This is a genomic window from Saccharopolyspora thermophila (genome assembly GCF_014646075.1).
GTDB lineage: Bacteria > Actinomycetota > Actinomycetes > Mycobacteriales > Pseudonocardiaceae > Saccharopolyspora > Saccharopolyspora thermophila.
The window spans coordinates 211,713-236,489 of record NZ_BMMT01000003.1 but is presented as its reverse complement, the minus strand read 5'-3'; the positions used below and the strand labels follow the sequence as shown (position 1 = coordinate 236,489).

Below are 24,777 nucleotides of genomic sequence, written 5' to 3'. Positions count from 1 at the left end.
GCGACCACCGCGCTGCGGGTGCTGAAGTTGCGCCGCAGCGACCTGAAGCGCTGTGCGGAACTGGAGCAGCTGCTGTTCCCCGGGGACGACCCGTGGTCGCGGGCGGCGTTCGCCGCGGAACTCGACCAGGGCCACTTCTACGTCGGCGCCTACGAGGGCGAGCAGCTGATCGGCTACGCGGGCCTGGCCGTGGCGGGCCGCCCGCCGCACGCGGAAGCCGAGGTGCACACCATCGGCGTCGACCCGGCCCACCAGGGCCGCGGGGTCGGCAAGGCGCTGCTGCGGGCGCTGCTGGCCAGGGCCGACGAGGTGCGCGCCACGACCTTTTTGGAGGTGCGCACCGACAACGAGGCCGCGATCGCGCTGTACCGGGCGCACGGCTTCGAGATCGTCGGGCTGCGCAGGCGCTACTACCAACCGTCCGGCGCGGACGCGCACACCATGCGCCGCCCGCCGCTGGGCGCAGCTGCGGAAACTGCGGAGGCCGGGGGATGACTGGCGACCGAGTGGTGCTCGGCATCGAGAGTTCCTGCGACGAGACCGGTGTCGGCCTGGTCCGGCTGACCGCGGACGGCACGGTCGAGCTGCTGGCCGACGCGGTGGCTTCCAGCGTCGACGAGCACGCCCGCTTCGGCGGGGTGGTGCCGGAGATCGCCAGCCGCGCGCACCTGGCGGCGATGGTTCCGACGATGCGCCGCGCGCTGGACCAGTCCGGCCTCAAACTGTCCGATGTGGACGCCATCGCGGTGACGGCCGGGCCGGGGCTGGCCGGAGCGCTGATGGTCGGCGTCGCCGCGGCCAAGGCGTACGCGTCCGCCTTGGGCGTGCCGCTGTTCGGGGTGAACCACCTTGGCGGGCACGTCGCGGTGGACACTCTGGAGCACGGGCCGCTGCCGGAGCGGTGCCTGGCCCTGCTGGTCTCCGGCGGGCACACGCAGCTGCTGCTGGTGGAGGGCATCGCGGAGAAGATCACCGAGGTCGGCTCCACGATCGACGACGCCGCCGGGGAGGCATACGACAAGGTCGCCCGCATCCTCGACCTGCCCTACCCGGGTGGGCCGCCGATCGACAGGCAGGCCAGGCTCGGCGACCCGGCGGCGATCGCGTTCCCCCGCGGGCTGACCGGTCCCCGCGACCCCAGGTACGACTTCTCGTTCTCCGGGCTGAAGACCGCGGTGGCGCGCTGGGTGGAGACCGAGCAGCGGGCGGGCCGGGAGATCCCGGTGCCAGACGTGTGCGCGTCGTTCCAGGAGGCGGTGGCCGACGTGCTGACCGCCAAGGCGGTGCGCGCGGCGCGGGATTTGAACGTGGACACCCTGGTGATCTCGGGTGGGGTGGCGGCGAACTCCCGGCTGTCCGCGCTGGCCGCGCAGCGCTGCGCGGAGGCGGGCATCCGGCTGCGCGTGCCGCGACCGCGCCTGTGCACCGACAACGGCGCGATGATCGCGGCTCTCGGCGCCCACGTCCTGGCCGCAGGCGCCAAGCCCTCCCCCCTGGACATGCCCGCCAACCCAGGACTCCCAGTCAACACCATCGTCATCCAGTAACCAGCGGCCGGGGCTTCGCGGCGGTCCGGGGCAGTGGCGGGCCGGGTTAGCGGTGGTACCAGAAGGCTTTGACGGTGGCCAGGAACTCGCGGCGGGCGCCGCGGGCGGAGACGCGGCGCAGGCCGTCGGCCGCCGCGTCGTGTCCGACGCCGTAGGCGTCCACACCGAGGCGGCGGCACAGCGCCACCGCGCGGCGCACGTGGAAGCGGGTGGTGACCACGGTGACCTGCCGCAGCCCGAACTCCTCGGCCGCCCGGCGGCAGGACCGCCAGGTGTCCACACCGGACTCATCCAGCACCACCGCCGACGGCGGCACCCCGTGCGACACGAGGTGGTGGCGCATCACGACCGGCTCGCTGTACCCGCGCGACTCGGGGCTGCCGCTGACGATGATCCGCCGCACCTTGCCCGCCTCGTACAGTGCCCGCGCCACGTTCAGCCGTCCCTGCAGGATGCGGCTGGGCACGCCGTCCCACCGCACCCCGGCACCGAGCACCAACGCGACCTCCGTGGCGGGCACGTCGGGCACCGACCGGACGCGGCGGGCACTGCGGACCCACGCCCATCCCGACGGAACGCCCGTGACCACACCGAACGCGACCAGCGCCGCGAGCACCACCCGAAGTCCGCGCACCAGTGCAGTGTGCCACCCCGGCCGATCCCGCTCGCCGCTCATCGCGGGACGGCCGCCCGCCCGGCGGTGATCTCGTAGCGCTGCAGCACCGATCAGCCGAGCGCGACGACGGCGTCGGACACAGCGCCCGGCGCGGGTCGCGCGGTCTCGTCGGAGCCGGGAACTCCGCGGCTACCAGACCCGCTGCTTCCAGGAGATTGCGGACGGCGGTAGCGGGTGCCGCCCGAGCCTGGCGGCGTCCAGGGTCATCCGGCCGGCTTCGCGGGCTGTCCGTCCAGGGCGCGGCGGGTCGCCGCGATCACCTTGCCCAGCGTGGCGTTGAGCTCCTCCAGTTCGCTGACCCGCATGCCGAGCAGCTCGACGACGCGGTACGGGATCTTCTCGGCCTCCGCCCGCAGTTCGCGGCCCTTCGCGGTGAGCTCGACGGTGAGCAGCCGCTCGTCCTCGGCGCTGCGGCGGCGGCTGACGTAGCCGATGCTCTCCAGGCGTTTCAGCAGCGGCGACAGCGTGGCCGGGTCGGCGTACAGCACGCCGCAGAGGTCCTTGACCGACCTCGGCTCGCGCTCCCACAGCGCGAGCATCACGAGGTACTGCGGATGCGTGAGGTCGAGCGGCGCGAGCAGCGGGCGGTAGAGCGAGATGACGTTGCGCGATGCCACGGACAGTGCGAAGCACACCTGGCGTTCGAGCGCGAGCGGGTCCTCGCCCAGGTCGATCTGTTCCACGGTTCTCCCTCCGCAACTAGCGCGCTCATTATTAGCGCACTAATGATTAGTGTATCGTCGACCGCGACCGTCTTTGCCGAGAGGAGGGGATGTGGCCGCTGCTCGACGCCCGAACCCGTTCCTGTGGGTCTGGTACGCCTTTGGCGGCCGGCTGCCGGAGCGCTACCGGGACTGGGTGCTGCACGACGTCACCTGCCGCACCTGGGTGCTCCGGCACGCGATCCGCACCCTCGTCCAGATCTCCCCCGGACTGCTGTTCCTGCTGCTGCCGGGGCCGTTGTGGATCCGCGCGATGGCGGTGCTGGGCGGCGTGATCCTGGCCCTGTGGTACTCGCTGTCCTACGTGGAGCACACCAGCGAGTACCGATTGACCAGGCACGGGTTCGCGATGGGGACCGGCCGGGCAACGCGGGAGGCGGCGCAGGCCGCCGTCCGCGCCGAGCGGGCGGACCGGTACGCGGCGATCTACCGCAACCGGGCCCAGGGGTGAGCGGCCGTCACTTCGGGCGCCAACTGGACCGGCTCGGCGGACCGGACGGGCCGGGCGGGCGCGCGGGTCGGGGGCGGCGCTCCCACGGGCGGTTCGCGGGCTTGGAGAGGGCGGGCATGCCTGGGAACCTAGGGCACCGAGCACCTCCGGCGTGAGGCACCTCGTGGCATTGGTGACATTTCCCGCATGCTGATCTACCTGCGATGATCACGGAGAGCTGATCGTCAGTGACAACTGCGCAGGTGGCGGCACCTGCGCCCGCCCGCGGAACCCCTCCCGCCACGGTGGGCGCCCGCGGCGATCCACTCCGTCGGCCGCTTGACACCGCCGTCCGGCGCCGTCCTGAGCTGCTGCCCGTCCGGTCGGCGCGGCTTCCCGGCTGTACCGATCGGGAGGCTGATGACCTGGGCCGGAACCGGCGTCACCCGGTGCGGCGATGCCGACCCGCCCGGCGCGCGGGTGGTTGTTGAGCGTTGGCACTCTCCTGGGTAGAGTGCTAGCAGAACGGCGCCGGAGCGCCCCGGCACCCGCGACGGCGGGGAGCCACGGAGCCGTCGACTATCCAGCCAACGCTTCGAAGGCCCCAGAAGGTGGAGGTCACACCGTGGCGAGCATCAAGCCGCTTGAGGACAGGATCGTGGTCCAGGCGAGCGAGGCCGAGACGACGACTGCGTCCGGCATCGTGATCCCGGACACCGCCAAGGAGAAGCCCCAGGAGGGCAAGGTTCTGGCCGTCGGCCCGGGTCGCGTCGATGACAAGGGCAACCGCATCCCGGTGGATGTCAAGGAAGGCGACGTCGTTATCTACTCCAAGTACGGCGGCACCGAGGTCAAGTACAACGGCGAGGAGTACCTGATCCTCTCGGCCCGCGACGTGCTGGCCGTCGTCAACTGACGCCGCACCGCGCGAGCTCTGCCGCCCCGGCGGTCCCGACCGGGACCTCCGGGGCGGTCGCATGTCGGGGCGCAACCCCCAAGATCGGGAATCCATGAAGGGCTGTTGGAACCATGGCTAAGCAGATCACCTTCGACGAGAAGGCGCGCCGCGCGCTGGAGCGCGGTGTCGACCAGCTCGCCGACGCGGTCAAGGTCACCCTGGGGCCGCGTGGCCGCCACGTCGTGCTGGACAAGAAGTTCGGCGCGCCGCAGATCACCAACGACGGCGTGACCATCGCCCGCGAGATCGAACTGAGCGACCCGTTCGAGAACCTGGGCGCCCAGCTCGCCAAGAACGTCGCCACCAAGACCAACGACGTCGCCGGTGACGGCACCACCACCGCCACCGTGCTGGCCCAGGCGCTGGTCAGGGAGGGCCTGCGCAACCTGGCCGCGGGCGCGAACCCGGCGGCGCTGAACAAGGGCGTGCAGGCCGCCACCGACGCCGTGGTCGAGGCTCTCAAGGCCAAGGCCACCCCGGTCAAGGGCCGCGACAACATCGCCCAGATCGCCACCGTGTCCTCCCGCGACGAGGCCATCGGCGCCCTGATCGGCGAGGCGATGGAGAAGGTCGGCGAGGATGGCGTGATCAGCATCGAGGAATCCTCGACGCTGGCCACCGAGCTGGAGATCACCGAGGGCGTCCAGTTCGACAAGGGCTTCATCTCACCGCACTTCGTCACCGACGCGGAGCGGCAGGAGGCCGTCCTGGAGGACGCGCAGATCCTGCTGCACCGGGAGAAGATCTCCAACCTGCAGGACCTGCTGCCGCTGTTGGAGAAGATCGCGCAGAGCGGCAAGCCGCTGCTGGTGGTGGCCGAGGACGTCGAGGGCGAGGCGCTGTCCACCCTGGCCGTCAACGCCATCCGCAAGACGCTCAAGGTCGCCGCGGTCAAGGCGCCGTTCTTCGGCGACCGCCGCAAGGCGTTCATGGACGACCTCGCGGTCGTCACCGGTGCCCAGGTCATCGCCCCCGAGGTCGGCCTCAAGCTGTCCGAGGTGGGGCCGGAGGTGCTCGGCTCGGCCCGCCGGGTCACCGTCACCAAGGACACCACGACGATCGTGGACGGCCGCGGCAAGGCGGAGGACGTCCAGGAGCGCGCCAACCAGATCCGCAAGGAGATCGAGGCCACCGACTCCGACTGGGACCGCGAGAAGCTGCAGGAGCGGCTGGCCAAGCTGGCCGGCGGCGTCGCGGTGATCAAGGTCGGTGCGGCGACCGAGACCGAGCTCAAGGAGCGCAAGTCGCGCATCGAGGACGCGGTGGCGGCGGCCAAGGCCGCGGCCGAGGAGGGCAGCGTCCCCGGTGGCGGGTCCAGCCTGGTCCACGCCGCCAAGGTGTTGGACGACAACCTGGGTCTGTCCGGTGACGAGGCCACCGGCGTGCAGCTGGTGCGCCATGCGCTCGACGCGCCGCTGTTCTGGATCGCCAGCAACGCGGGCCAGGAGGGCGCCGTCGTGGTGTCCAAGGTCCGCGAGCTCGACTGGGGTGCCGGCTACAACGCCGCCACCGGCGAGTACGGCGACCTGGTGCAGGCAGGCATCGTGGACCCGCTGAAGGTGACCCGTTCCGCGGTCGCCAACGCGGCTTCCATCGCCCGCATGGTGATCACCACCGAGAGCGCGGTCGTGGACAAGCCGGAGGAGGCTCCGGCGGCCGCTGGGCACGGGCACGGCCACGGGCACGGCCACTGAGCGAGCGCTCGCTCGAAGCCGGGCTCAGCCCGGCGCACACCTCCGGGGCGGCACCCATCGCGCAATGGGTGCCGCCCCGATCCATCTCCGCACCGGAGCCGAATGGCGCCCCTCGTAGCCATTCGACCCCGCCGGACCGGCCGGTCCCGGCCGGAGCAAGCGCGTCAGCTGGCCGCGGCCGCCAGCTGCTGGCGCTTGCGCGCCTTGATGATCACTTCGCGTTCCGACTCCGACAGGCCGCCCCAGATGCCGTACGGCTCCTGAACCGCCAGGGCATGGGCACGGCACTGCGCGATCACCGGGCAGTGCTGGCACACCTCTTTTGCCTTCGCCTCACGCCGAGCTCGTGCCGGGCCCCGCTCGCCGTCCGGATGAAAGAAGTACGCGCTGTCCATTCCTCGACAGGAGCCCCGTATCTGCCAATCCCAGATATCGGCGTTCGGTCCTGGAAGACGTCGAGTGTCTGCCATTGCGACAACCACCTCCCACCGGTGGATCCCCTCCCTGCTGCGGCGGGCGCCGCAGCCTCGCATGATCCAACCGTAGAACCGCGCCAAAACTTGTTCAACCCTTATCGAGCCAAAAGCTGTTCATCGTTGGAGTGATCTCGTGGTGGCGTGATCGTCGCCCGACCGGCTTGCCCTTGCGGGGCCAGAACCGGAACATGTCCCGCGTGACGACGCGGCCGGAACCTGACCAGGGGCAGGGCACCCCCCCATCCGATCGACGAGCCCGGGCCGGCCGAGACCTCCGACGGCGCCCCTGCGGACGCCGAACCGCGGCTGAGCGTGGCTGCGGTGGCCCGCCGGCTCGGCGTGGCCCCCGCCACCCTGCGGACCTGGGACCGCCGCTACGGACTGGGGCCCAGCGATCACACCAGCGGTCGGCACCGCCGCTACGGCCCGGCGGACATCGCGCGGCTGGAGCAGATGCAGCGCGCGCTCCTGCGCGGTGCCTCGCCCGCCGAGGCCGCCCGGTACGCCCGGACCGTCGCCGCGCCGCCGCCCCAGCGGTACCCGGAGGCAGCGGAGCAGGCGTCGGCCGACGGCTCCGGTGACGGCCCGGTGCTGCTGTCCGGTGTCCTGGACGGCGAGACCGAGCTGAAGCTGGTCGGCGGCACCAACACCGGAGGTCGCGGGCTGAGGCTTCCCGGTGCCGGTCCCCGCACGCGCGGCCTGGGGCGTGCGGCGCTCGCCCTGGATTCCTGGTCCGTGCAGCGGTTGCTGATCGAGTCGATGAACAGCGACGGCGTCGTCCGGACCTGGAACGAGATGCTGCAGCCGGTGCTGCGCGCGGTGCACGAACGCCGCCAGCGCTCGGGCTCCGGCGTCGAGGTGCTGCAGATGCTGGTGGACTGCGCGTCCACGGCGCTGCGGTCGGTGATCGCCAATGCCCCGGAGCCGCGCAATCCGCGCCCGGTGGTGCTCGCGCCGGTGCCCGGCGAGGCGCAGGAGCTCGAACTCGTCGCGCTCGCCGCTGCGCTCGCGGTCAACCGCGTCGACCACCGCCTGTTCGGTGCCGCCCTGCCGCGCGAGGGGCTGGCGGCCGCTGTCCGGCGCTCCGCGCCCGCCGCAGTGGTGCTGTGGGCGGACCAGTCGCACTACGCGTCTCCGCGCGTGCTGGAGGGCATCCCGATCACGCGGCAGCGAGCCCGGGCCTTCGTCGCGGGCGCCGGTTGGGCGCAGCAGACCCTGCCCGCGCACGTGGAGCAGCTCGACTCGCTGGAGGTCGCGGTCGCCCGCGTGTCGGAGACGGTTCTCGGCTGAACTGATCTCTATGTGGGATAAATCACAACCGGTTTCGGCGTGCGGGGTTACCGGGTTCATTCGGATGGGCGAAACTGCGAGAGCGACACAGTGCGAACGGGTGAACACCGCAGGTATGACGGCTTTCGACGGCTTCGCGGCGTAGTGGCCGCCGGCTTGCTCCGTTCCGGTGAACACTCCTACGGACCGGGTGGCCTCAAAATTTCTTGACGGATTAAGCACCGGATCGTGTCAAGGTTTTGGCCGCTGCGTCCGATAGGGGAGGTGGAACGTCACTCGCCTGCAGGAAGGAGTTCCCGTGACGACGGTCCTGATCTGCGATGACCGGCGTAGCGTCCGGGAAGGGCTCACTCGTGTGATGTCTGCTGTCCCGGGAGTGAGCCGGATCGATTGCGTTGCGCACGGTGACGAGCTGCTGGCCCGCTTCTCGCGGCAGGCCGTCGACGTCGTTCTGGTCGGTACCCAGCGCGCGGTGCCCAACGGCGTCGAGGCAACCCGGCGGCTCGTCTCGGCGCACCCGCAAGCGAACGTGATCGTGTTCGGTGCGCCCGATGACGCGGCCAGCATCGCAGCGGCGATCGCCGGCGGTGCCCGCGGCTACCTCCGCTGGGACGCGTCCCGGCCGGAGCTGGTGGCGGCGCTGGCGCACACCCTGGCCAGCACCTCGGTCCCGGCGCCCCGACAGCCGTCCGACCCCGGTGTGCAGCTGACCGAGCGCGAGCTCCAGGTCCTCCGTGGCATGAGCCAGGGCAAGAGCAACGGCCAGATCGGCCGCGAGCTCTACCTCTCGGAGGACACGGTCAAGACCCACGCGCGCCGGCTGTTCCGCAAGCTTGGCGTTCGCGACCGTGCGCAGGCGGTGGCGCACGGGTTCCGCCGCGGCCTCGTGGCGTGACGCTGACCGCGCGGCACCCGCCGCCCGTTCCGCCCGAGCGGAGGGCGCTGACCCGTGGTCGGTGCTCGACGAGGGCGCCGGCTTCCGGCGAGCTGACGTTGACGCCATGGCTCGCGTCACAGCGGATCCGCCCGCCGGGCGGACTCCCGAGGTGGCGCGGGTCACGGCTGATCCGTTCGGGTGGTCAGATCAGATTCGGACATTGCGGCGAATCGGTGCGCACCGGCTCCGAGATCGCCGTGGCCGACTCGTCGTCCCAGATGTGTGAAGATCGTCTCCGTCATCCGGGCGGGGCCGCATCGAGATCTCGATGGCCTGGTGAAACGCTCCCGGGCCCGGCGTCTGGTATTGGTGAATATGTGACGACGACGGCCCTCGACCCCCACTCCCTGTTCAACGATCACTCCTTGCCCGGTACGGTGAGCTCGGCGTGGCGTGCGGCGCACGCGATGTTCACCGGGCAAATCCGAGTCGCTTGAACGCGTAACACCAGGGCTGCTGTCTGCGATGACCAACGTGGGGGACGGGCTGGACGCTCTTGTAAGCGCCGCCGTCGACGGCGATCGTCAGTCGATCGAGCGCTTGCTGGCCGAAATCCGTCCTCTGGTGGTGCGGTACTGCCGCGCCAGAGTCGGACGAAACGAAAGGTCGTTCGCGTCAGCGGACGACGTGGCCCAGGAAGTGTGCCTGGCGGTGCTGACCGCGCTGCCCACCTACAAGGACCAGGGTCGTCCGTTCCTGGCGTTCGTGTACGGCATCGCCGCCCACAAGGTGGCTGATGCGCACCGTGCGTTGGCCCGCAACCGCTCCGAACCGGTGGCGGATGTTCCGGACACACCGGAGTCGGATGCCGGACCGGAGCAGCGGGCGATGCAGGGTGAGCTTTCGGGCAGGATGGCGCAACTGCTTCGCGTCCTCCCGGCCAAGCAGCGGGAGATCCTGCTGCTCCGGGTCGTCGTCGGCTTGTCCGCGGAGGAAACCGCCGAAGCGGTCGGTTCGACGCCGGGCGCTGTGCGCGTTGCCCAGCACCGCGCGCTGGCCCGGCTGCGAAAGACGCTGTCCGCGGAGGAGGTGGTCTGAATGGCTGAGCGGAAGGGGCCCGAGGAGGAGCAGGCAGGACAGGAACTCGAGTCCGGCCAGCTGAAGGACCGTTCGAACGGCGCAGACGAGCGGGACCAGGCTCCCGCGCAGGGGTCCGCAGACGAGGGAACGGAACTGAGCGAGAACCACCGGGATTCCGCCGACTCGGCCGAGTCCGAGACCGCCGAATCCGACACCGCGCAGACAGGGTCGGGCGGTGCCGAGGTGTTCACCTTCCGGCAGCGCCCCGACGCCGAGGACGAAGTGGTCGACATCGACGACGTCGGCGGCGAGCCGGTCGACCTGACCGCGTTGCAGGACGACGACGCGTTGCTGGACGCGCTCGGCGGGACCAACCCCGACGTGGCCTTCCCCGCCGACGACGAGCGCCCCAGCCTGGAGGCGCTGCTGGTCGCCTGGCGGCAGGACGTCGACGCCGCACCCATCGGCGAACTCGTCGACGTGGAGACCGCGGCCGCCGCCATCGCGGAGGGGCACCGCCCGCTCCGTCGGCTCAGGCGCCGCCACCTGGTGCCGGTGGCCACCGCGGCCGCGGTGCTGATGATCACCTTCACCGGTGTCGGCGTGGCCGCCCGCGACGCCCAGCCCGGCGACATGCTGTGGGGCGTGGCTCAGGTGCTCTACACCGACCATGCGCGTGCGGTGCAGGCTGCCAGCTCGGCGCGGGAGGACCTGAACACCGCCGAGAGCGCGATCGAGCACGGTAACCGGCAGGCCGCCGCGGCGGCGCTGCAGTCCGCGCAGGAGCAGATGCGCGGTGTCGACGACGAGCACGGATTGTCGGACCTGCGCGCCGCGCACGCCTCGCTGACCGCGCGGATGGACCGCGGCGACAACGCGCAGACCTCGGAGCAGTCGACGTCGCAGACGCCGCCGACGCCGAGCGTCTCGCCCTCGCCGTCGCAGCCGCAGATCCCGCCGGTGCCGCCGACCGACAGCACCTCCGAGCCGCCCACCTCGACCACGCCCACGGCGCCGACCACGTCGCCGAGTGAGACCAGCGGCAGCTCGGAGAACCCGTCCAGCGGCTGGGGATCGAGCCTGTTCCCCCACAACAGCAGCCGCACTCCCTGAGGTCGTCGGCGCAGGCCCGGACAGGGGTTCAGCCCCGCCTGAACCCCTTGGTCGTCGGCTGCGGTCAGAGGGCGGTTTCGCTCTCCGTGACGCCGTCCGCGTAGCCGCGGCAGTACTCCCAGGTCACGTACTCGCTGGGGTTCGGGTCGTAGGCCGGTTCGTGCGGGCGCATCCGGCCGTCGTGCAGCAGCTGCTCCAGGCTGGCGCGCAGCAGTTCCCAGTCGTGGTAATGGCATTCGCCGCAGTCCGCGCAGTCCACCACGATGCCGCGGATGCCGCGCGGTTCCAGGAGCGCCTGGTAGACGGCGAGATCGGTCAGGTCCGCGAGCAGCTCGGCCCGTTCCTCGTCGCCGAGCGGGGGGCCGTGGTCGGCGTCGTGATCACCGAGTGCCATGCTCGGGTCTTCCGGGTCGCCCGCGAACGGGTCTGGTGGCATCGGATCGTGCGGCACGGCCCGCACGGTACCGGCTGCACCGGCCCCGTGGGGGCCTCGGGGCGCCCTTTTTTGCGCGCTGGCCCGCGCGCGTGGCGTACCGCACGCCTGCACGGGCGGGGCGCACCCCCGCTGACCTGTGGTCCCTATCATTGGGGGAATCCCCACGCCGACACTGCGTTGTACGACGCAATCGCCGCATGGGCCGACCGACTCCAGCCGCTTCCCCCGGTTGTGGACCACAGCGTGAAGGAAGGCACATCCCTCGCCATGACCAGCGAACTCACCGCACCCGGCCTCCCCTCGAAGTTCGCGACTCTGGGTCTGACCTTCGATGACGTGCTACTGCTGCCGGACGAGTCCGACGTCATCCCGAGCGCCGTCGACACGTCCACCCAGCTCTCCCGGAACATCCGGTTGCGCATCCCGCTGCTGTCGGCGGCGATGGACACCGTGACCGAGGCGCGGATGGCGATCGCGATGGCCCGCCAGGGCGGCGTCGGGATCCTGCAGCGCAACCTGTCGGTCGAGGAGCAGGCCGCGCAGGTCGAGGTGGTCAAGCGCTCCGAGGCGGGCATGGTCACCGACCCGGTCACCTGCTCCCCCGACGACACACTCGCCGAGGTCGACGCGCTGTGCGCCCGCTTCCGGATCTCCGGTGTGCCGGTGACCGACCCGGACGGCACGCTGGTCGGCATCATCACCAACCGCGACATGCGCTTCGAGGTGGACCACACCCGCCGGGTGCGCGAGGTGATGACCCCGGCCCCGCTGGTGACCGCGCAGGTCGGTGTGACCGCGGAGGCCGCGCTCGGGCTGCTCCGGCGGAACAAGATCGAGAAGCTGCCGATCGTGGACGGCGCGGGCAAGCTGCGTGGGCTGATCACCGTCAAGGACTTCGTCAAGACCGAGCAGTACCCGCACGCCACCAAGGACCCGGACGGCCGCCTGCTGTGCGGCGCGGCGGTCGGCGTCGGCGTGGACTCCCACGAGCGCGCGATGGCCCTGGTCGACGCCGGTGTCGACGTGCTGGTCGTGGACACCGCGCACGGGCACTCCCGCGCGGTGCTGGACACCGTGGCCACGTTGAAGAAGGAGCTCGGCAACTCGGTCGACGTCATCGGCGGCAACGTCGCGACCCGCGCCGGCGCGCAGGCGCTGGTCGACGCGGGCGCGGACGCGGTGAAGGTCGGCGTCGGCCCGGGCTCGATCTGCACCACCCGCGTGGTCGCCGGGGTCGGCGTGCCGCAGATCAGCGCCATCTACGAGGCCAGCCTGGCCTGCCGCCCGGCCGGGGTGCCGCTGATCGGCGACGGCGGCATCCAGTACTCCGGTGACATCCCGAAGGCCATCGCGGCCGGCGCCAGCAGCGTGATGCTGGGCAGCCTGCTGGCCGGGACCGAGGAGGCCCCCGGTGAGCTGGTGCTGGTCAACGGCAAGCAGTTCAAGGTCTACCGGGGCATGGGCTCGCTGGGCGCCATGCAGTCGCGGGGCCAGGGCAAGTCCTACTCGAAGGACCGCTACTTCCAGGACGACGTGCTCTCCGAGGACAAGCTGGTGCCGGAGGGAATCGAGGGCCGGGTGCCGTTCCGCGGGCCGCTGGCCCAGGTGGTGGCGCAGCTCGTCGGCGGCCTGCGGTCGGGCATGGGCTACACCGGGTCCCGCACCATCCCCGAGCTGCAGGACGCGAAGCTGGTGCGGATCACCGCGGCCGGGCTCAAGGAGAGCCACCCGCACGACATCACCATGACCGTCGAGGCGCCGAACTACACCAGCCGCCGCTGAGGCGTCACCGGGAGGGCCGCGCGCCCGCGCCGCGCCCGGGCGTGTCGGTTCCCACTTCAGGTAGAACTGGGAAATCTCATCCCGGCGTGCGGGGGATGTCCGTCCCTCCCGGTGTTCTGACCCGCCGTGACGGTCCGGTGACCCGCAGCGAGGCATGCCCCCGTTGCAGGTCACCCGGATGCCGCAGAGAGAATGTCTCGTTGGACATCGGGGCCGCGAGGAAGGACTGACGTGCGGGATCAGGTGGAGATCGGCATGGGCCGGACGGCCATGCGCGGCTACGACTTGGACGACGTGGAGATCGTCCCGTCCCGGCGGACCAGGTCCTCCAAGGACGTGTCCCTGGCGTGGCAGATCGACGCGTACCGGTTCGACATCCCGCTGGTCACGCACCCCACCGACGCGGTCGTCTCGCCGGCCACCGCGATCCGCATCGGCGAGCTCGGCGGTCTGGGCGTGCTTAACGCAGAGGGCCTGTGGGCGCGGCACGAGAACGTCGAGGAGAAGCTGTTCGAGGTGGTGCGGGCCGCCGAGGAGAGCAGTGACCCGGAGGCGGCGATCCGCCTGCTGCAGGAGCTGCACGCCGAGCCGATCCGCCTCGACCTGCTCACCGCCGCGCTCCGCCAGATCAAGGACTCCGGCGTCACCGTGGCGGCGCGGGTCAGCCCGCAGCACGCCGAGGAGCTCACCCCCGACCTGCTCGCGGCCGGGGTCGAGCTGCTGGTGGTGCAGGGCACGATCATCTCGGCGGAGCATGTGGCGCGCGACGGCGAGCCGCTGAACCTCAAGCGGTTCATCGCCGAGCTGGACGTGCCGGTCATCGCCGGTGGGGTGGGCGACTACCGCACCGCGATGCACCTGATGCGCACCGGCGCGGCCGGGGTGATCGTGGGCTTCGGCCAGTCCCGCGCGACCACCACGACCCAGGTGCTGGGCATCGGCGTGCCGATGGCCACCGCGATCGCCGACGCCGCTGCGGCGCGCCGCGACTACCTGGACGAGACCGGCGGCCGGTACGTGCACGTGATCGCCGACGGGGCGCTGTCGTACTCCGGTGACATCGCCAAGGCGATCGCCTGCGGCGCGGACGCGGTGATGCTGGGCGAGGCGCTGACCGAGTCGTCGGAGTCCCCGGCGCAGGGTTACTACTGGACCTCGGCCGCGGCGCACCCGAGTCTGCCGCGCAGCGAGATCGTCGGCTTCGCCGGTTCCGGCGCGGACCTGGAGACGCTGCTGTTCGGCCCGAGCAGCGACCCGTACGGCACGCTGAACCTCTTCGGTGGCCTGCGCCGCGCGATGGCCAAGACCGGCTACCGCGACCTCAAGGAGTTCCAGAAGGTCGGCCTCATGCTCCGCGGTTGATCGCCGGGGCTCCTGCCTGGGACACCGGACCAGGCCCCGCTTCGCGTTCCGCGAGATTTCGCACGTCCGGCGCTGGCTACTGGTGAGTAGTTACGTCTAGTCTGTCGCGCATGGCGGGACGCGACGGGGCGCACGAGGACAACACCGACTTCGACGTGGTCGTGATCGGTTCCGGTTTCGGCGGCAGCGTGGCCGCGCTCCGGTTGACGGAGAAGGGCTACCGCGTCGCGGTGCTGGAGGCCGGTCGGCGGTTCACCGACGACGAACTGCCGAAGACGTCCTGGGACCTGCGGAAGTTCCTGTGGGCGCCGCAGCTCGGCTGCTACGGCATCCAACGGATCCACCTGCTGCGCAACTGCCTGATCCTGGCCGGTGCCGGGGTGGGCGGCGGTTCGCTGAACTACGCCAACACCCTGTACCGGCCGCTCAAGCCGTTCTACCGCGATCCGCAGTGGGCGCACATCACCGACTGGGAAGCCGAGCTCGCCCCGTACTACGACCAGGCGACCAGGATGCTCGGCGTCGTGGACAACCCGAGCGAAACCCCGGCGGACGTGGTGATGAAGCAGGTCGCCGCGCAGATGGGTGTCGCCGACACCTTCCACACCACGCCGGTCGGCGTGTACTTCGGCGAGCCGGGCCGGACCACCGCCGACCCGTTCTTCGGCGGCGCCGGGCCGGCCCGCACCGGGTGCACCGAGTGCGGGGCGTGCATGACCGGCTGCCGGGTCGGCGCCAAGAACACCCTGGTGAAGAACTACCTGTACCTGGCCGAGGCCGGGGGCGCGCAGGTGTTCCCGCTGACCACCGTGACCCGGCTCGCACCGGGCCGCGACGGCCGCTGGCGCATCGCGACCGTGCGCACCGGCGCGAAGCTGAACCGGCGGCCGCGGATCTTCCGCGCCGACCAGGTCGTGGTGGCGGCCGGGACGTGGGGCACGCAGAACCTGCTGCACCGCTGCCGGGCACGCGGCGACCTGCCGTGGCTTTCGCCGCGCCTGGGCAGGCTCACCCGCACCAACTCCGAGGCGATCATCGGCGCCCAGATCCGCAAGGCCGACCCCGAGCGGGACTTCTCCCGCGGCGTGGCGATCACCTCGTCGTTCCACCCCGACGCCGACACGCACATCGAGCCGGTGCGCTACACCAGGGGCGCCAACGCGATGGGACTCCTGCAGACCCTGGCGACCAGGGGCGGCGTCGAGGAGTCGCGGTGGCGGCAGTGGTGGCAGTACGTGCTCCGGCACCCGATCACCGCGCTGCGCCTGCTCTCGGTGCGTCGGTGGAGCGAGCGCACGGTGATCCTGCTGGTCATGCAGAGCCTCGACAACTCGCTGACCACGCGGTTGCGCAAGCGCTTCGGCCGCTGGCGGTTGACCTCCGAGCAGGGCCACGGGGCGCCGAATCCCACCTACATCCGGGCCGGGGAGCGGGCGAACGAGCTGGTCGCCGAGCAGATCGGCGGCATCGCCGGGGGCAGCTGGGGTGAGCTGTTCGACATCCCGATGACCGCCCACTTCCTCGGCGGCTGCCCGATCGGCGACAGCCCCGAGCGCGGCGTGATCGACCCGTACCACCGCGCCTTCGGCTACCCGACGATGTCCATCGTGGACGGATCGGCGGTCAGCGCGAACCTGGGCGTCAACCCGTCGCTGACGATCACCGCGCAGGCCGAGCGGGCCTTCTCGATGTGGCCGAACAAGGGCGAGCAGGACCCGCGCCCGCCGCAGGGAGAGGGCTACCGCCGGGTGGCCCCGGTGGCCCCGAAGTCCCCGGCGGTCCCCGCAACGGCTCCTGCGGCCCTGCGCCTGCCCCTGGTCTGAAGGCGCCCGCAGCACGAACGGGGTCGCCGCCGCTGTGGTGTCGGTTACCTGGGAGAATGAGCCGCAGCGCACCGGTTCCACCCTAGGAGGTCTCGACGACGTGTCCGGTTCCGCAAGCAACAGCGCCCAGGGGCCTGTTCTCGTTGTCGACTACGGCGCCCAGTACGCGCAGCTGATCGCGCGGCGGGTTCGGGAGGCGCAGGTCTACTCCGAGGTCATCCCGCACGACACCCCGGTCGCGGAGATCCTCCGCCGCAACCCGGCCGCGGTGGTGCTCTCCGGCGGCCCGTCCAGCGTCTACGCCGACGGCGCGCCCCAGGTGGACCCGGCGCTGTTCGACAGCGGCGTGCCGGTGTTCGGCATCTGCTACGGCTTCCAGGCCATGACCTCCGCGCTCGGCGGCACGGTGGAGCACACGGGCACCCGCGAGTACGGCCGCACCGAACTGGCCGTGACCGGCGACGGCGGCATGCTGCACGCCGAGCTGCCCGCCCACCACCCGGTGTGGATGAGCCACGGCGACTCGGTGAGCAAGGCCCCGGAGGGCTTCACCGTCACCGCCGGCACCAAGGACACCCCGGTCGCGGCGTTCGAGAACGTCGAGAAGCGGCTGGCGGGCGTGCAGTACCACCCCGAGGTGGCGCACTCGCCGCACGGGCAGGAGGTGCTGCGCCGGTTCCTGCACGAGATCGCCGGGGTTCGCCCGCAGTGGACGACCTCGTCGATCGTGGACGAGACGGTCGCCGCGATCCGCGAGCAGGTTGGCGACCGGCGGGCGATCTGCGGGCTGTCCGGCGGGGTGGACTCCGCGGTCGCCGCGGCCCTCGTGCACCGCGCCATCGGTGACCGGCTGACCTGCGTGTTCGTCGACCACGGCCTGCTGCGCTCCGGGGAGCGCGCCCAGGTCGAGCGGGACTTCGTCGCCGCCACCGGCGTCCGGCTGGTCACCGTCGACGCGACGGACCGGTTCCTCGGCGCGCTGGCCGGGGTGACCGACCCGGAGGAGAAGCGCAAGATCATCGGCCGGGAGTTCATCCGCGTCTTCGAGCAGGCCGCCCGCGACCTGCAGGCCGAGGCGGGCGAGGCCGGCGAGCAGATCGACTTCCTGGTGCAGGGCACGCTGTACCCGGACGTGGTGGAGTCCGGCGGCGGCTCGGGCGCGGCGAACATCAAAAGCCACCACAACGTGGGCGGCCTGCCGGAGGATCTGCAGTTCGAGCTGGTGGAGCCGCTGCGCGCGCTGTTCAAGGACGAGGTGCGCCGGGTCGGCCTGGAACTGGGCCTGCCCGAGACGATCGTGCACCGGCAGCCGTTCCCGGGTCCGGGGCTGGGCATCCGGATCATCGGCGAGGTGACCGCGGAGCGGCTGGCGACGCTGCGCGCGGCCGACGCGATCGCTCGCGAGGAGCTGACCGCGGCGGGACTGGACCGCGACATCTGGCAGTGCCCGGTGGTGCTGCTGGCCGACGTCCGCTCGGTGGGCGTGCAGGGCGACGGCCGCACCTACGGGCACCCGGTGGTGCTGCGCCCGGTGTCGAGCGAGGATGCGATGACGGCCGACTGGAGCCGTCTGCCGTACGACGTGCTGGAGCGGATCTCCACCCGCATCACCAACGAGGTGGCCGACGTCAACCGCGTGACCCTCGACGTCACGTCCAAGCCGCCGGGCACCATCGAGTGGGAGTGACCCCCGGCTGACCGGGGCGAGAAGCGGCCTGCACCGAGTTGCTCGGCGCAGGCCGCCTTCGTCACCGGATGGGGGTCACTGCTCGACGCGGACCCAGTCGATGAGGTACCGGACGTTGCCCACGGCCACCTTGTCCACCGTGGACTGCGGGAGACCGAAGTACGGCTCCGTGACGCCGTTGACGCCGTTCGGGTAGGTGCCGCCGAGAGCGAAGTTCAGGATCATGAACTGCGGGTCGTCGAACACCCAGGTCCAGCCGTTGTTCTGCATCTCCTGCCTGGTGATGCGGTAGACCTGGGTGTCGTCGACGAAGAACGTGAAGTCCCCCGGCGTCCAGTTCACCCGGTAGACGTGCCAGTCGGCCGGGTTCTTGCCCTCGAAGTTCTGCCGCGCGGCGATCGGCGTGTTGCCGTGGTACTCCGGTCCGTGCATCGCCACGCTCGTCCACGGCTCGCCGACGTGCTCCATCACGTCCACCTCGCCGCACTGCGGCCACGGCTTGCCCGCGTCGATGTTCGTGCCCAGCGACCACCACGCCGGCCACAACCCGGTGCCGGTGGCGTTCTCCGGGAGCTTCAGCCGCGCCGAGTAGCTGCCGTAGGTGAACTCGACCTTGTCCTGCGTCTTGACCCGGCCGGAGACGAAGTCGTACGTCTGCCCGTCCGGGGCCCGGAAACCGGGCCGGTAGCGGGGATGCAGCACCAGCGCGCCGTTGCTCGCCCCGGTGTTCGGGTCATGGTCGATGTAGATCGTCTCGGGGGAGTCGACGTACGCCTGCTGCTCCTGGTTGACGGTGCCGAAGTTCTCCCCGGTCACCTCGACCGTCCACTTCGAACGGTCGAGCTCGGTGCCGGAGAAGTCGTCGAAGAAGATCTCGGCGCGTGGCGCGGCGTCGGCTTCGAGCAGCGGGGTCGGGATCAACAGGGCGAGTGCGGCACCAGCCGCGAGCAGGCTTCGGGGGGCCATAACGCTCCTTCGTCGTGATGGGCGTGCCCCCCGTTCCGGACGCCGCCGAGTATGCTGGGACCCGGCCCCCAGCGGTCCGGTTTGGCGGAAACCCGCCGACTCACCCGTCCCGGCGGGGCCGCAGCGAGGCGACCAGCATGACAACGCCCACCGCGACGGCGGCGACGGCCAGCACCCACCGCAGCTGGCCACCGCCGCCGAACAGCACGTATCCGGCGGTGGCCAGCGAGAGCAGCCCGGCCACCAGCGTGACCATGTCGGGGCCATCGCGGTCCGGGCGGCGGTTCGGCTCAGTCACGGACGACCTCCACGTCTCCGGTGCCGACCGTCAGGTCGAGCACGATGTGGCCCCCACCAGGGCCGTTGTCGCCCTGGTCGACGACGGACCGCTCGACCGAGCGGCCCTCGGCCGAGTCGGACAGGCAGTGCACGGACCCCAACTCCGCCGCGCAGCGCGCGGTGATGTCCACATCGGACGGGACGTGGACGAGGATCGCACCGATGCCCACGGTGGCCCCGGTGCGCACCTCCTGGCCGTCGGCGATCCGCAGATCTCGCAGGTCCAGCGTGATGGAACCGGCCGATCGCTGGTAGTGCGGCGCGACCTCGTGCGGCGCCGCGGCCCGCACCTCGTCGTCGCCAAAGTCGCCGGTGAACCCGGTGCCCGGCAGCACCGCGAGCACCACCGCCAGCGCCCCGACCGGGATCGCGGCACCGATCAACCCGCGACCGCCGCGGGTGAACGCACCGACGACCATGCCCGCGCCCAGCACGGCCAGCGCGATGGCCAGCGACACCTCCAGCGGCGCGCCCAGCACCGAAGCCAGGCCGGCGGCGAACGCCGCCACGCCGAGCGTCACGAAGGTGATCCACCGCCGGCGCGGTCGCCGCGGGGCGGGTTCCTCCTCGGGCTCGCTCGGTTCGGGCAGGTCCCAGGCGAACGGTGCGACGCCCAGCGGGTCCCAGGACGGCGGGGTCTGGCGGGGCGCCTCCGCGGCGGAGGTGGTGCCCGGGTAGACCCAGGTGTTGGCGTCCTGCTGGACGACCGGCGCCGAGGTGGGCCCCGGGGTGGGCGCCGGGGGCGCGGTGCGGTCGCCGTAGTTGCGGTGCAGCAGGTAGAGCGCACCCAGGCCCAGCGCCAGACCGATGATCGCGCGAGAGCTCGTCAACCAGAACACGCTGGGAATCAGCAGCAGCACGAGTAGCACGGCCATCGCGGTCCCCGTTGGTTGCCGCGTCGGCTGCGCCGACCCCGGCATCGGGTCGCCCTCCTTCGGCAGCAGCAGCCATCCCAACAGGTACAGGACCAGGCCGGCGCCGCCGTAGAGCGCACCGACGACGAAGGCGACGCGCACCAGGATCGGGTCGATGCCGTACCGCAGGCCGATGGCCGCGGACACCCCGGCGATCTTGCGTCCGGCGCGTGGTCGCACCGGCCGGGTCTCCCACAGGTTCTGCAGGGTGTCCTCGACACCGGCGACACCCGATCGCTTTGCGCTGCTCATGGCTCCCACTATCGGCGTCCGCGGGGGCCGGAAGCATCGGGGACGCCCCTGAGACGGCCCGGAAAGTCAGGGCCGCTCCCTGATGCCGCCCCTGGCGCACCCGTGTGACCATCGAAGTCGTGAAAGCCCGGAACAAGCGCACCCACGCAGCGCCGTATGCCCACCTCGCACCGGAACCCCGGACCGTGGCCCGGCAACCGGAGGTGGCGCCCGCGTACGCGCACCTGCGGCGGCGGCGCACCGGGCGGCTGGTCGCGGGGGTGGCCGGTGGCGTGGCCGATCACCTCGGCCTGCCGGTGCTGTGGGTGCGCGCGGCGTTCACCGTGCTCGCCGTGTGCGCCGGGGCGGGGGTCGTGGCGTACGCGCTGCTCTGGGTCTTCGTGCCGCAGGACACCGGTGCGGAAAGCCCGGTCTCGGTCAAGGAGCGCCAGCAGGGCTTTGGCGTGATCCTGCTGGGCGCCGGGGCGATGGTCGCGCTGGGGTCGCTGGTGTCGCTGCCGCTCTGGTTCGCCGCCCCGCTGGTGGTGGCGTTGGTCGGGGCCGCGGTGGTGTGGCGGGAGGCCGACGAGTCCCAGCGCCGCCGGTGGCGGCAGGGCGCCCGCTCCGGGGTGGCCGGTGCGCTGCTCGGCGGTGGCGGCCGGGCAGCCGTGGTGCGGGTCCTCGCCGGCACGACGCTGGTCGTGGTGGGCATCGCGACCTTCGTGGCCGGCAGCGCGTCGATCGAGGACGTGCGGTTCGCGCTGGTGGCGGTGATCGCCACGCTGATCGGTGTCGCGGTGCTGACGGTGCCGTGGTGGGTGCGCCTGGTGCGCGACCTCAACGTGGAGCGGGCCAACCGCATCCGCTCCCAGGAACGCGCCGAGATCGCCGCGCACCTGCACGACTCGGTGCTGCAGACCCTCGCGCTGATCCAGAAGCAGGCCGACTCCGAGCGGGAGGTGCGGCGGCTGGCGCGCGGCCAGGAACGCGAGCTGCGGAACTGGTTGTACGGCCCGGACGGCTACGGCGCGGAGCGCGCGGCGCCGGTGGAGAACACCGCTCCCGCCACGTTCGCCGCGGAACTGGGCCGCATCTGCGGGGAGGTGGAGGACACCTTCGCCATCAAGGTCCAGCATGTCGTGGTCGGCGACTGCGACCTCGACGACCGGCTGTCCGCGCAGCTCGCCGCCGCCCGCGAGGCGGTCGTCAACGCCGCCAAGCACGCCGGGGTCGCCGAGGTCAGCGTGTACGCGGAAGTGGAGGCGAGCCAGGTGTCGGTGTACGTGCGGGACCGGGGCGCTGGCTTCGACCCGGACAGCGTGCCCGCCGACCGGCACGGTCTCGCCGACTCCATCCGCGGGCGCATGCAGCGGCACGGTGGGCGGGTCAAACTGCGCACCTCCCCGGGCTCCGGGACCGAGGTGCAGATGGAAATGCCCAGGACGGCGGCGTGACACCGCGTACGCTGCTGTCGGACGCAGTCTGTGGTGAAGGATGGTGATCGTGACCGGTGCAGCCGACGCCAGTGAAACCCGTCCGGTGCGGGTTTTCCTGGTCGACGACCACGCGTTGTTCCGCGCCGGGGTGCGCGCCGAGCTGGCCGCGGCGGCCGAGCAGGTGGAGGTGGTCGGCGAGGCCGGGTCGGTGGCCGAGGCCGTCGCCGGGATCGCGCACTACCAGCCCGAGGTGGTGCTGCTCGACGTACACCTGCCCGACGGGGGTGGAGCCGAGGTGTTGCGGCAGGTGCGCAGCCGCAACACCGATGTGGTGTTCCTGGCGCTGTCGGTGTCCGATGCCGCCGAGGACGTGATCGCGGTGATCCGCGGCGGTGCGCGCGGGTACGTCACCAAGACGATCTCCGGCCGGGAACTGGCCGACGCCATCCAGCGGGTGCGGGACGGGGACGCGGTGTTCTCGCCGCGGCTGGCCGGTTTCGTGCTCGACGCGTTCGCCGAGGGGCCGAACTCGGCGCCGGTCGGCGACCCGGAGCTGGACCTGCTCACGCCCCGCGAGCGCGAGGTGCTGCGCCTGCTGGCCCGCGGGTACGCCTACAAGGAGATCGCCTCGGAGCTGTTCATCTCGGTGAAGACGGTGGAAACCCACGTCTCCAGCGTCCTGCGCAAGACCCAGCTGTCGAACCGCTACGAGCTGTCCCGCTGGGCCTCCGACCGTCGCCTCGTCTGACTCCCGGGTGCGCCTGCCCGCGGGGTGCCCGGTCACTTCATGGGGTGGTTGGTGGCGAGGTCCGCGTAGAGCTGGGAGCCGCGCATGACGGCCAGCCGTAGCCGCGCCCAGCGGCTCAGCGGTTGAAGCGGCGGCAGCTCCGTGGCCGGGGCCGCGACGGCGGCCGCCAGACCAGCAGGGGCCGGGGTGTGCAGCGGGGTCGACGTCTGCACCACGGGAACCCGGGCCGGTTCGCGCGTCGGGCCGCGGCGGGTCAGCGCCACGCTGAGCAGCACCATCGCCATGCCCAGCAGCATCCGCGGGCCCAGCTGCTCGTCGAGCAGCAGCCAGCCCAGCAGCACCGACACGAGCGGCATCAGGTACGTGACGGTGGATGCCGTGGTCGCCCCCTCGTCGCTGATGACCCGGAAGTTGATGGCGAAGGCGATCCCGGTGCCGAAGACGCCGAGCGCGGCCACCGCCGCCAGCCCCACCGGATCCCAGTGCACCGGCCGCAGGCCGTCCAGCGGCAGTGCCACCAGCGCGAAACCGGTGGCCGCCGTCATCTGCATCGCGGCCAACGGCAGCGGTGGCACGCCGTGCCCGGTCAGCTTCCGTCCGATGTAGACGTACGCCACGCCGTAGCTGGCCGCGGCGGCCAGGCAGGCGAGGACGCCTCCGTCGAGCAGGTCACCGGCCTGCCACGGCGCGAAGAGCACCACCACGCCCACAAAGCCCAGCAGCAGCCCGGCGGCCCGCAGCGGCGGCATCGCCTCGCGGGCGGCGAACAGCCCGAACAGCGCGGTCCACAGCGGTGTCGTGGCGTTGAGCACGCCGGTGAGGCCGGAGTCGACGGTCTGCTCACCGAGGCCGAACAGCACCCACGGCAGGGCGCTGCCGAACAGCGCGGCCACCGCGACGCGCCGCCACAGCTGCCGGTCGCCGCTGAGCCGCAGCCCGCGCAGCGCGCACAAACCCAGCAACACCCCGGTGCCCAGCACGATGCGGACCAGCGCGACCTGGGTCGCCGACAGCGCGCCCAGCGCCAGTTTGATGAGCAGGAAGCTGGACCCCCACAGCAGCGCCAATGCGCCGATCCGCAGGTAACTGGTCGGGTTGTTCATGTCCCCTCCGTGTCCTGACGCGGGTTCGCCCGGAGGCTGGGTGGCGGTCGCTCCGGCCTCGGCCGAACCGATCTCCGCCTCCTACGGTGCGACACCCCAGCAGTAAGGACAAGTGAAATAATCTCCATCAACATTTAAGATTTGCTGTAACGTGGGGGCATGCTGGACGTACGACGGATGCAGGTGCTGCGCGCGGTGGTCAGCAGTGGCTCGGTCAGCGCGGCCGCGGCCAACCTTGGATACACCCCGTCCGCGATCAGCCAGCAGCTCGCCACGCTGGAGCGGGAGGCCGGGACTCCGCTGCTGGAGAAGGTCGGGCGCGGGCTGCGGCCCACCCCCGCCGGCACCCTGCTGGCCGAGCGCGCCGAGCAGATCGCCGAGGTGCTCGGTAGCACCGAGGCCGAGCTCGCCGACATCCGCGCCGGGCGCACCGGCCTGCTGCGGATGCGGTTCTTCCACACCGCCAGCGTCGGCCTGATCCCGCCGGCGGTCGCGAAGTTCCGCGCCGAACACCCCGAAGTGCAACTGGACCTGCAGATGGCGGAGGTCGGGCTGCTCGACGACGTGGCCGCGGGCCGGGCGGACCTGGCGATCATCGTGGTGGGCAGCCAGCGCCCCCAACGCCGCGGCGTGCGGCTGGTGCACCTGGTGGACGACCCGTACCGGGTGGTGCTGCCGACGTCGCACCCGATGGTCGAGCAGGACTGTGTCGACCTGGCCCAGCTCGCCGCCGAATCCTGGGTGAACAGCGCCGTGACCAGCGACGACGTCTGCTCTCGGCTGCTGCGCGACGCCTACGCCAGCGCCGGGTTCACGCCCCGGATCGCGTTGGAGACCGACAGCACCTACTCGGCGCAGGCGTTCGTCGCGGCCGGTCTCGGCGTCGCGCTCGTGCCGCGCCTCGGCCTGGACGTGGTGCACCCGGAGGTCGTCGTGCGCCCCCTGCGCAACCCCGAGCCGGTGCGGCACATCCACGTCGCGGTTCGCGACACCGTGGCGGACCGCCCGGCCACCCGCACCCTGCTCGCCACCCTCGCCGAAACCGCCCGCGGCTGACCGCGGCCCACCGGCCCGCGCGGGCTGCCGC

24 protein-coding genes are annotated in these 24,777 nt (G+C 71.8%); 16 read left to right on the top strand and 8 right to left on the bottom strand.

What is annotated here, in order from left to right; genetic code table 11:
- Positions 1-12: 12 nt before the first annotated feature.
- Positions 13-495, top strand: a complete 483-nt coding sequence (gene rimI / locus IEY17_RS07260) for a ribosomal protein S18-alanine N-acetyltransferase (protein WP_188986622.1) — start codon at positions 13-15, stop codon at positions 493-495.
- On the top strand, positions 492-1,547 hold the full coding sequence (gene tsaD / locus IEY17_RS07255; protein WP_188986509.1) for a tRNA (adenosine(37)-N6)-threonylcarbamoyltransferase complex transferase subunit TsaD: 1,056 nt from the start codon (positions 492-494) through the stop codon (positions 1,545-1,547). The genes rimI and tsaD overlap by 4 nt, the downstream gene beginning before the upstream one ends.
- A 46-nt stretch (positions 1,548-1,593) precedes the next feature.
- Here the strand turns inward: tsaD and IEY17_RS07250 are convergent, their stop codons facing one another.
- The gene (locus IEY17_RS07250) at positions 1,594-2,181 is read right to left on the bottom strand and encodes a SanA/YdcF family protein (protein ID WP_229679916.1); all 588 of its coding nucleotides are present in this window, start codon (positions 2,179-2,181) and stop codon (positions 1,594-1,596) included.
- Between the two features lie 245 nt (positions 2,182-2,426).
- On the bottom strand, positions 2,427-2,906 hold the full coding sequence (locus tag IEY17_RS07245; protein ID WP_188986507.1) for a MarR family winged helix-turn-helix transcriptional regulator: 480 nt from the start codon (positions 2,904-2,906) through the stop codon (positions 2,427-2,429).
- A gap of 91 nt (positions 2,907-2,997) precedes the next feature.
- Here IEY17_RS07245 and IEY17_RS07240 point away from each other — a divergent pair, with 91 nt between their 5' ends.
- The 3 genes from IEY17_RS07240 to groL all read left to right on the top strand — a co-directional run bounded on the left by IEY17_RS07240 (position 2,998) and on the right by groL (position 6,027).
- Complete coding sequence (locus IEY17_RS07240; RefSeq protein WP_188986506.1) at positions 2,998-3,396, top strand: DUF5313 family protein; 399 nt, start codon at positions 2,998-3,000, stop codon at positions 3,394-3,396.
- 604 nt (positions 3,397-4,000) lie between these two features.
- Entirely contained in the window at positions 4,001-4,291 is a 291-nt protein-coding gene (groES, locus tag IEY17_RS07235) for a co-chaperone GroES (protein ID WP_188986505.1), read from the top strand.
- Positions 4,292-4,404: 113 nt separating this feature from the next.
- Positions 4,405-6,027: a chaperonin GroEL gene (gene groL / locus IEY17_RS07230; protein WP_188986504.1), complete on the top strand. Its 1,623-nt coding sequence runs from the start codon at positions 4,405-4,407 to the stop codon at positions 6,025-6,027.
- Positions 6,028-6,191: 164 nt separating this feature from the next.
- On the opposite strand, the gene IEY17_RS07225 is transcribed toward groL, so the two are convergent.
- On the bottom strand, positions 6,192-6,497 hold the full coding sequence (locus IEY17_RS07225; RefSeq protein ID WP_188986503.1) for a WhiB family transcriptional regulator: 306 nt from the start codon (positions 6,495-6,497) through the stop codon (positions 6,192-6,194).
- 327 nt (positions 6,498-6,824) lie between these two features.
- Between IEY17_RS07225 and IEY17_RS07220 the strand changes: the two genes are divergently transcribed.
- From IEY17_RS07220 to IEY17_RS07205, 4 genes are all read left to right on the top strand, one after another.
- The gene (locus tag IEY17_RS07220) at positions 6,825-7,793 is read left to right on the top strand and encodes a MerR family transcriptional regulator (protein ID WP_229679914.1); all 969 of its coding nucleotides are present in this window, start codon (positions 6,825-6,827) and stop codon (positions 7,791-7,793) included.
- Positions 7,794-8,091: 298 nt separating this feature from the next.
- Complete coding sequence (locus IEY17_RS07215; protein ID WP_029536209.1) at positions 8,092-8,688, top strand: response regulator transcription factor; 597 nt, start codon at positions 8,092-8,094, stop codon at positions 8,686-8,688.
- 507 nt (positions 8,689-9,195) lie between these two features.
- Positions 9,196-9,768 carry a sigma-70 family RNA polymerase sigma factor gene (locus IEY17_RS07210; RefSeq protein ID WP_188986502.1) on the top strand — a complete coding sequence of 191 codons (573 nt, stop codon included), beginning with the start codon at positions 9,196-9,198 and terminating at the stop codon, positions 9,766-9,768.
- Positions 9,769-10,863: an anti-sigma-D factor RsdA gene (locus tag IEY17_RS07205; protein WP_188986501.1), complete on the top strand. Its 1,095-nt coding sequence runs from the start codon at positions 9,769-9,771 to the stop codon at positions 10,861-10,863. It begins immediately after the preceding gene.
- Between the two features lie 64 nt (positions 10,864-10,927).
- On the opposite strand, the gene IEY17_RS07200 is transcribed toward IEY17_RS07205, so the two are convergent.
- Positions 10,928-11,299 (bottom strand): DUF5319 domain-containing protein, encoded by a 372-nt coding sequence (locus IEY17_RS07200; protein WP_188986620.1) that lies wholly within the window; start codon positions 11,297-11,299, stop codon positions 10,928-10,930.
- Between the two features lie 267 nt (positions 11,300-11,566).
- On the opposite strand from IEY17_RS07200, the gene guaB reads away from it, so the two are divergent.
- From guaB to guaA, 4 genes are all read left to right on the top strand, one after another.
- Positions 11,567-13,081, top strand: coding sequence for an IMP dehydrogenase (gene guaB / locus IEY17_RS07195; protein WP_188986619.1), 1,515 nt, complete (start codon positions 11,567-11,569; stop codon positions 13,079-13,081).
- A 231-nt stretch (positions 13,082-13,312) separates the two neighbouring features.
- Complete coding sequence (locus IEY17_RS07190) at positions 13,313-14,443, top strand: GuaB3 family IMP dehydrogenase-related protein (RefSeq protein WP_188986500.1); 1,131 nt, start codon at positions 13,313-13,315, stop codon at positions 14,441-14,443.
- 110 nt (positions 14,444-14,553) lie between these two features.
- Entirely contained in the window at positions 14,554-16,266 is a 1,713-nt protein-coding gene (locus IEY17_RS07185) for a GMC family oxidoreductase N-terminal domain-containing protein (RefSeq protein ID WP_188986499.1), read from the top strand.
- A gap of 100 nt (positions 16,267-16,366) precedes the next feature.
- Positions 16,367-17,953 carry a glutamine-hydrolyzing GMP synthase gene (gene guaA / locus IEY17_RS07180; protein WP_188986498.1) on the top strand — a complete coding sequence of 529 codons (1,587 nt, stop codon included), beginning with the start codon at positions 16,367-16,369 and terminating at the stop codon, positions 17,951-17,953.
- A 75-nt stretch (positions 17,954-18,028) separates the two neighbouring features.
- On the opposite strand, the gene IEY17_RS07175 is transcribed toward guaA, so the two are convergent.
- The 3 genes from IEY17_RS07175 to IEY17_RS07165 form a co-directional block, all read right to left on the bottom strand.
- Positions 18,029-18,919, bottom strand: a complete 891-nt coding sequence (locus IEY17_RS07175) for a glycoside hydrolase family 16 protein (protein WP_188986497.1) — start codon at positions 18,917-18,919, stop codon at positions 18,029-18,031.
- Positions 18,920-19,019: 100 nt separating this feature from the next.
- Positions 19,020-19,217 carry a hypothetical protein gene (locus IEY17_RS07170; protein WP_188986628.1) on the bottom strand — a complete coding sequence of 66 codons (198 nt, stop codon included), beginning with the start codon at positions 19,215-19,217 and terminating at the stop codon, positions 19,020-19,022.
- Positions 19,210-20,424, bottom strand: coding sequence for a PspC domain-containing protein (locus IEY17_RS07165; RefSeq protein ID WP_188986496.1), 1,215 nt, complete (start codon positions 20,422-20,424; stop codon positions 19,210-19,212). The genes IEY17_RS07170 and IEY17_RS07165 overlap by 8 nt, the downstream gene beginning before the upstream one ends.
- A gap of 119 nt (positions 20,425-20,543) precedes the next feature.
- On the opposite strand from IEY17_RS07165, the gene IEY17_RS07160 reads away from it, so the two are divergent.
- Both IEY17_RS07160 and IEY17_RS07155 read left to right on the top strand, forming a co-directional pair.
- A complete protein-coding gene (locus tag IEY17_RS07160) occupies positions 20,544-21,857 on the top strand; it encodes an ATP-binding protein (protein ID WP_373289850.1) in 1,314 nt (437 codons plus the stop codon).
- A 40-nt stretch (positions 21,858-21,897) separates the two neighbouring features.
- A complete protein-coding gene (locus tag IEY17_RS07155; protein WP_188986495.1) occupies positions 21,898-22,587 on the top strand; it encodes a response regulator in 690 nt (229 codons plus the stop codon).
- A 32-nt stretch (positions 22,588-22,619) separates the two neighbouring features.
- On the opposite strand, the gene IEY17_RS07150 is transcribed toward IEY17_RS07155, so the two are convergent.
- Positions 22,620-23,690 carry a DMT family transporter gene (locus tag IEY17_RS07150; protein WP_188986494.1) on the bottom strand — a complete coding sequence of 357 codons (1,071 nt, stop codon included), beginning with the start codon at positions 23,688-23,690 and terminating at the stop codon, positions 22,620-22,622.
- 159 nt (positions 23,691-23,849) lie between these two features.
- On the opposite strand from IEY17_RS07150, the gene IEY17_RS07145 reads away from it, so the two are divergent.
- Positions 23,850-24,746, top strand: coding sequence for a LysR family transcriptional regulator (locus IEY17_RS07145; protein ID WP_188986493.1), 897 nt, complete (start codon positions 23,850-23,852; stop codon positions 24,744-24,746).
- The last annotated feature ends 31 nt before the right edge of the window (positions 24,747-24,777 follow it).

Excerpts from the sequence above, each read along its gene's own strand:
- tsaD (WP_188986509.1), top strand. The coding sequence starts at position 492 with ATGACTGGCGACCGAGTGGTGCTCGGCATCGAGAGTTCCTGCGACGAG.
- groL (WP_188986504.1), top strand. The coding sequence starts at position 4,405 with ATGGCTAAGCAGATCACCTTCGACGAGAAGGCGCGCCGCGCGCTGGAG.
- IEY17_RS07225 (WP_188986503.1), bottom strand. The coding sequence starts at position 6,497 with ATGGCAGACACTCGACGTCTTCCAGGACCGAACGCCGATATCTGGGAT.
- IEY17_RS07210 (WP_188986502.1), top strand. The coding sequence starts at position 9,196 with ATGACCAACGTGGGGGACGGGCTGGACGCTCTTGTAAGCGCCGCCGTC.
- IEY17_RS07205 (WP_188986501.1), top strand. The coding sequence starts at position 9,769 with ATGGCTGAGCGGAAGGGGCCCGAGGAGGAGCAGGCAGGACAGGAACTC.
- IEY17_RS07200 (WP_188986620.1), bottom strand. The coding sequence starts at position 11,299 with ATGCCACCAGACCCGTTCGCGGGCGACCCGGAAGACCCGAGCATGGCA.
- guaB (WP_188986619.1), top strand. The coding sequence starts at position 11,567 with ATGACCAGCGAACTCACCGCACCCGGCCTCCCCTCGAAGTTCGCGACT.
- IEY17_RS07185 (WP_188986499.1), top strand. The coding sequence starts at position 14,554 with ATGGCGGGACGCGACGGGGCGCACGAGGACAACACCGACTTCGACGTG.
- IEY17_RS07175 (WP_188986497.1), bottom strand. The coding sequence starts at position 18,919 with ATGGCCCCCCGAAGCCTGCTCGCGGCTGGTGCCGCACTCGCCCTGTTG.
- IEY17_RS07165 (WP_188986496.1), bottom strand. The coding sequence starts at position 20,424 with ATGAGCAGCGCAAAGCGATCGGGTGTCGCCGGTGTCGAGGACACCCTG.
- IEY17_RS07155 (WP_188986495.1), top strand. The coding sequence starts at position 21,898 with ATGGTGATCGTGACCGGTGCAGCCGACGCCAGTGAAACCCGTCCGGTG.
- IEY17_RS07150 (WP_188986494.1), bottom strand. The coding sequence starts at position 23,690 with ATGAACAACCCGACCAGTTACCTGCGGATCGGCGCATTGGCGCTGCTG.
- IEY17_RS07145 (WP_188986493.1), top strand. The coding sequence starts at position 23,850 with ATGCTGGACGTACGACGGATGCAGGTGCTGCGCGCGGTGGTCAGCAGT.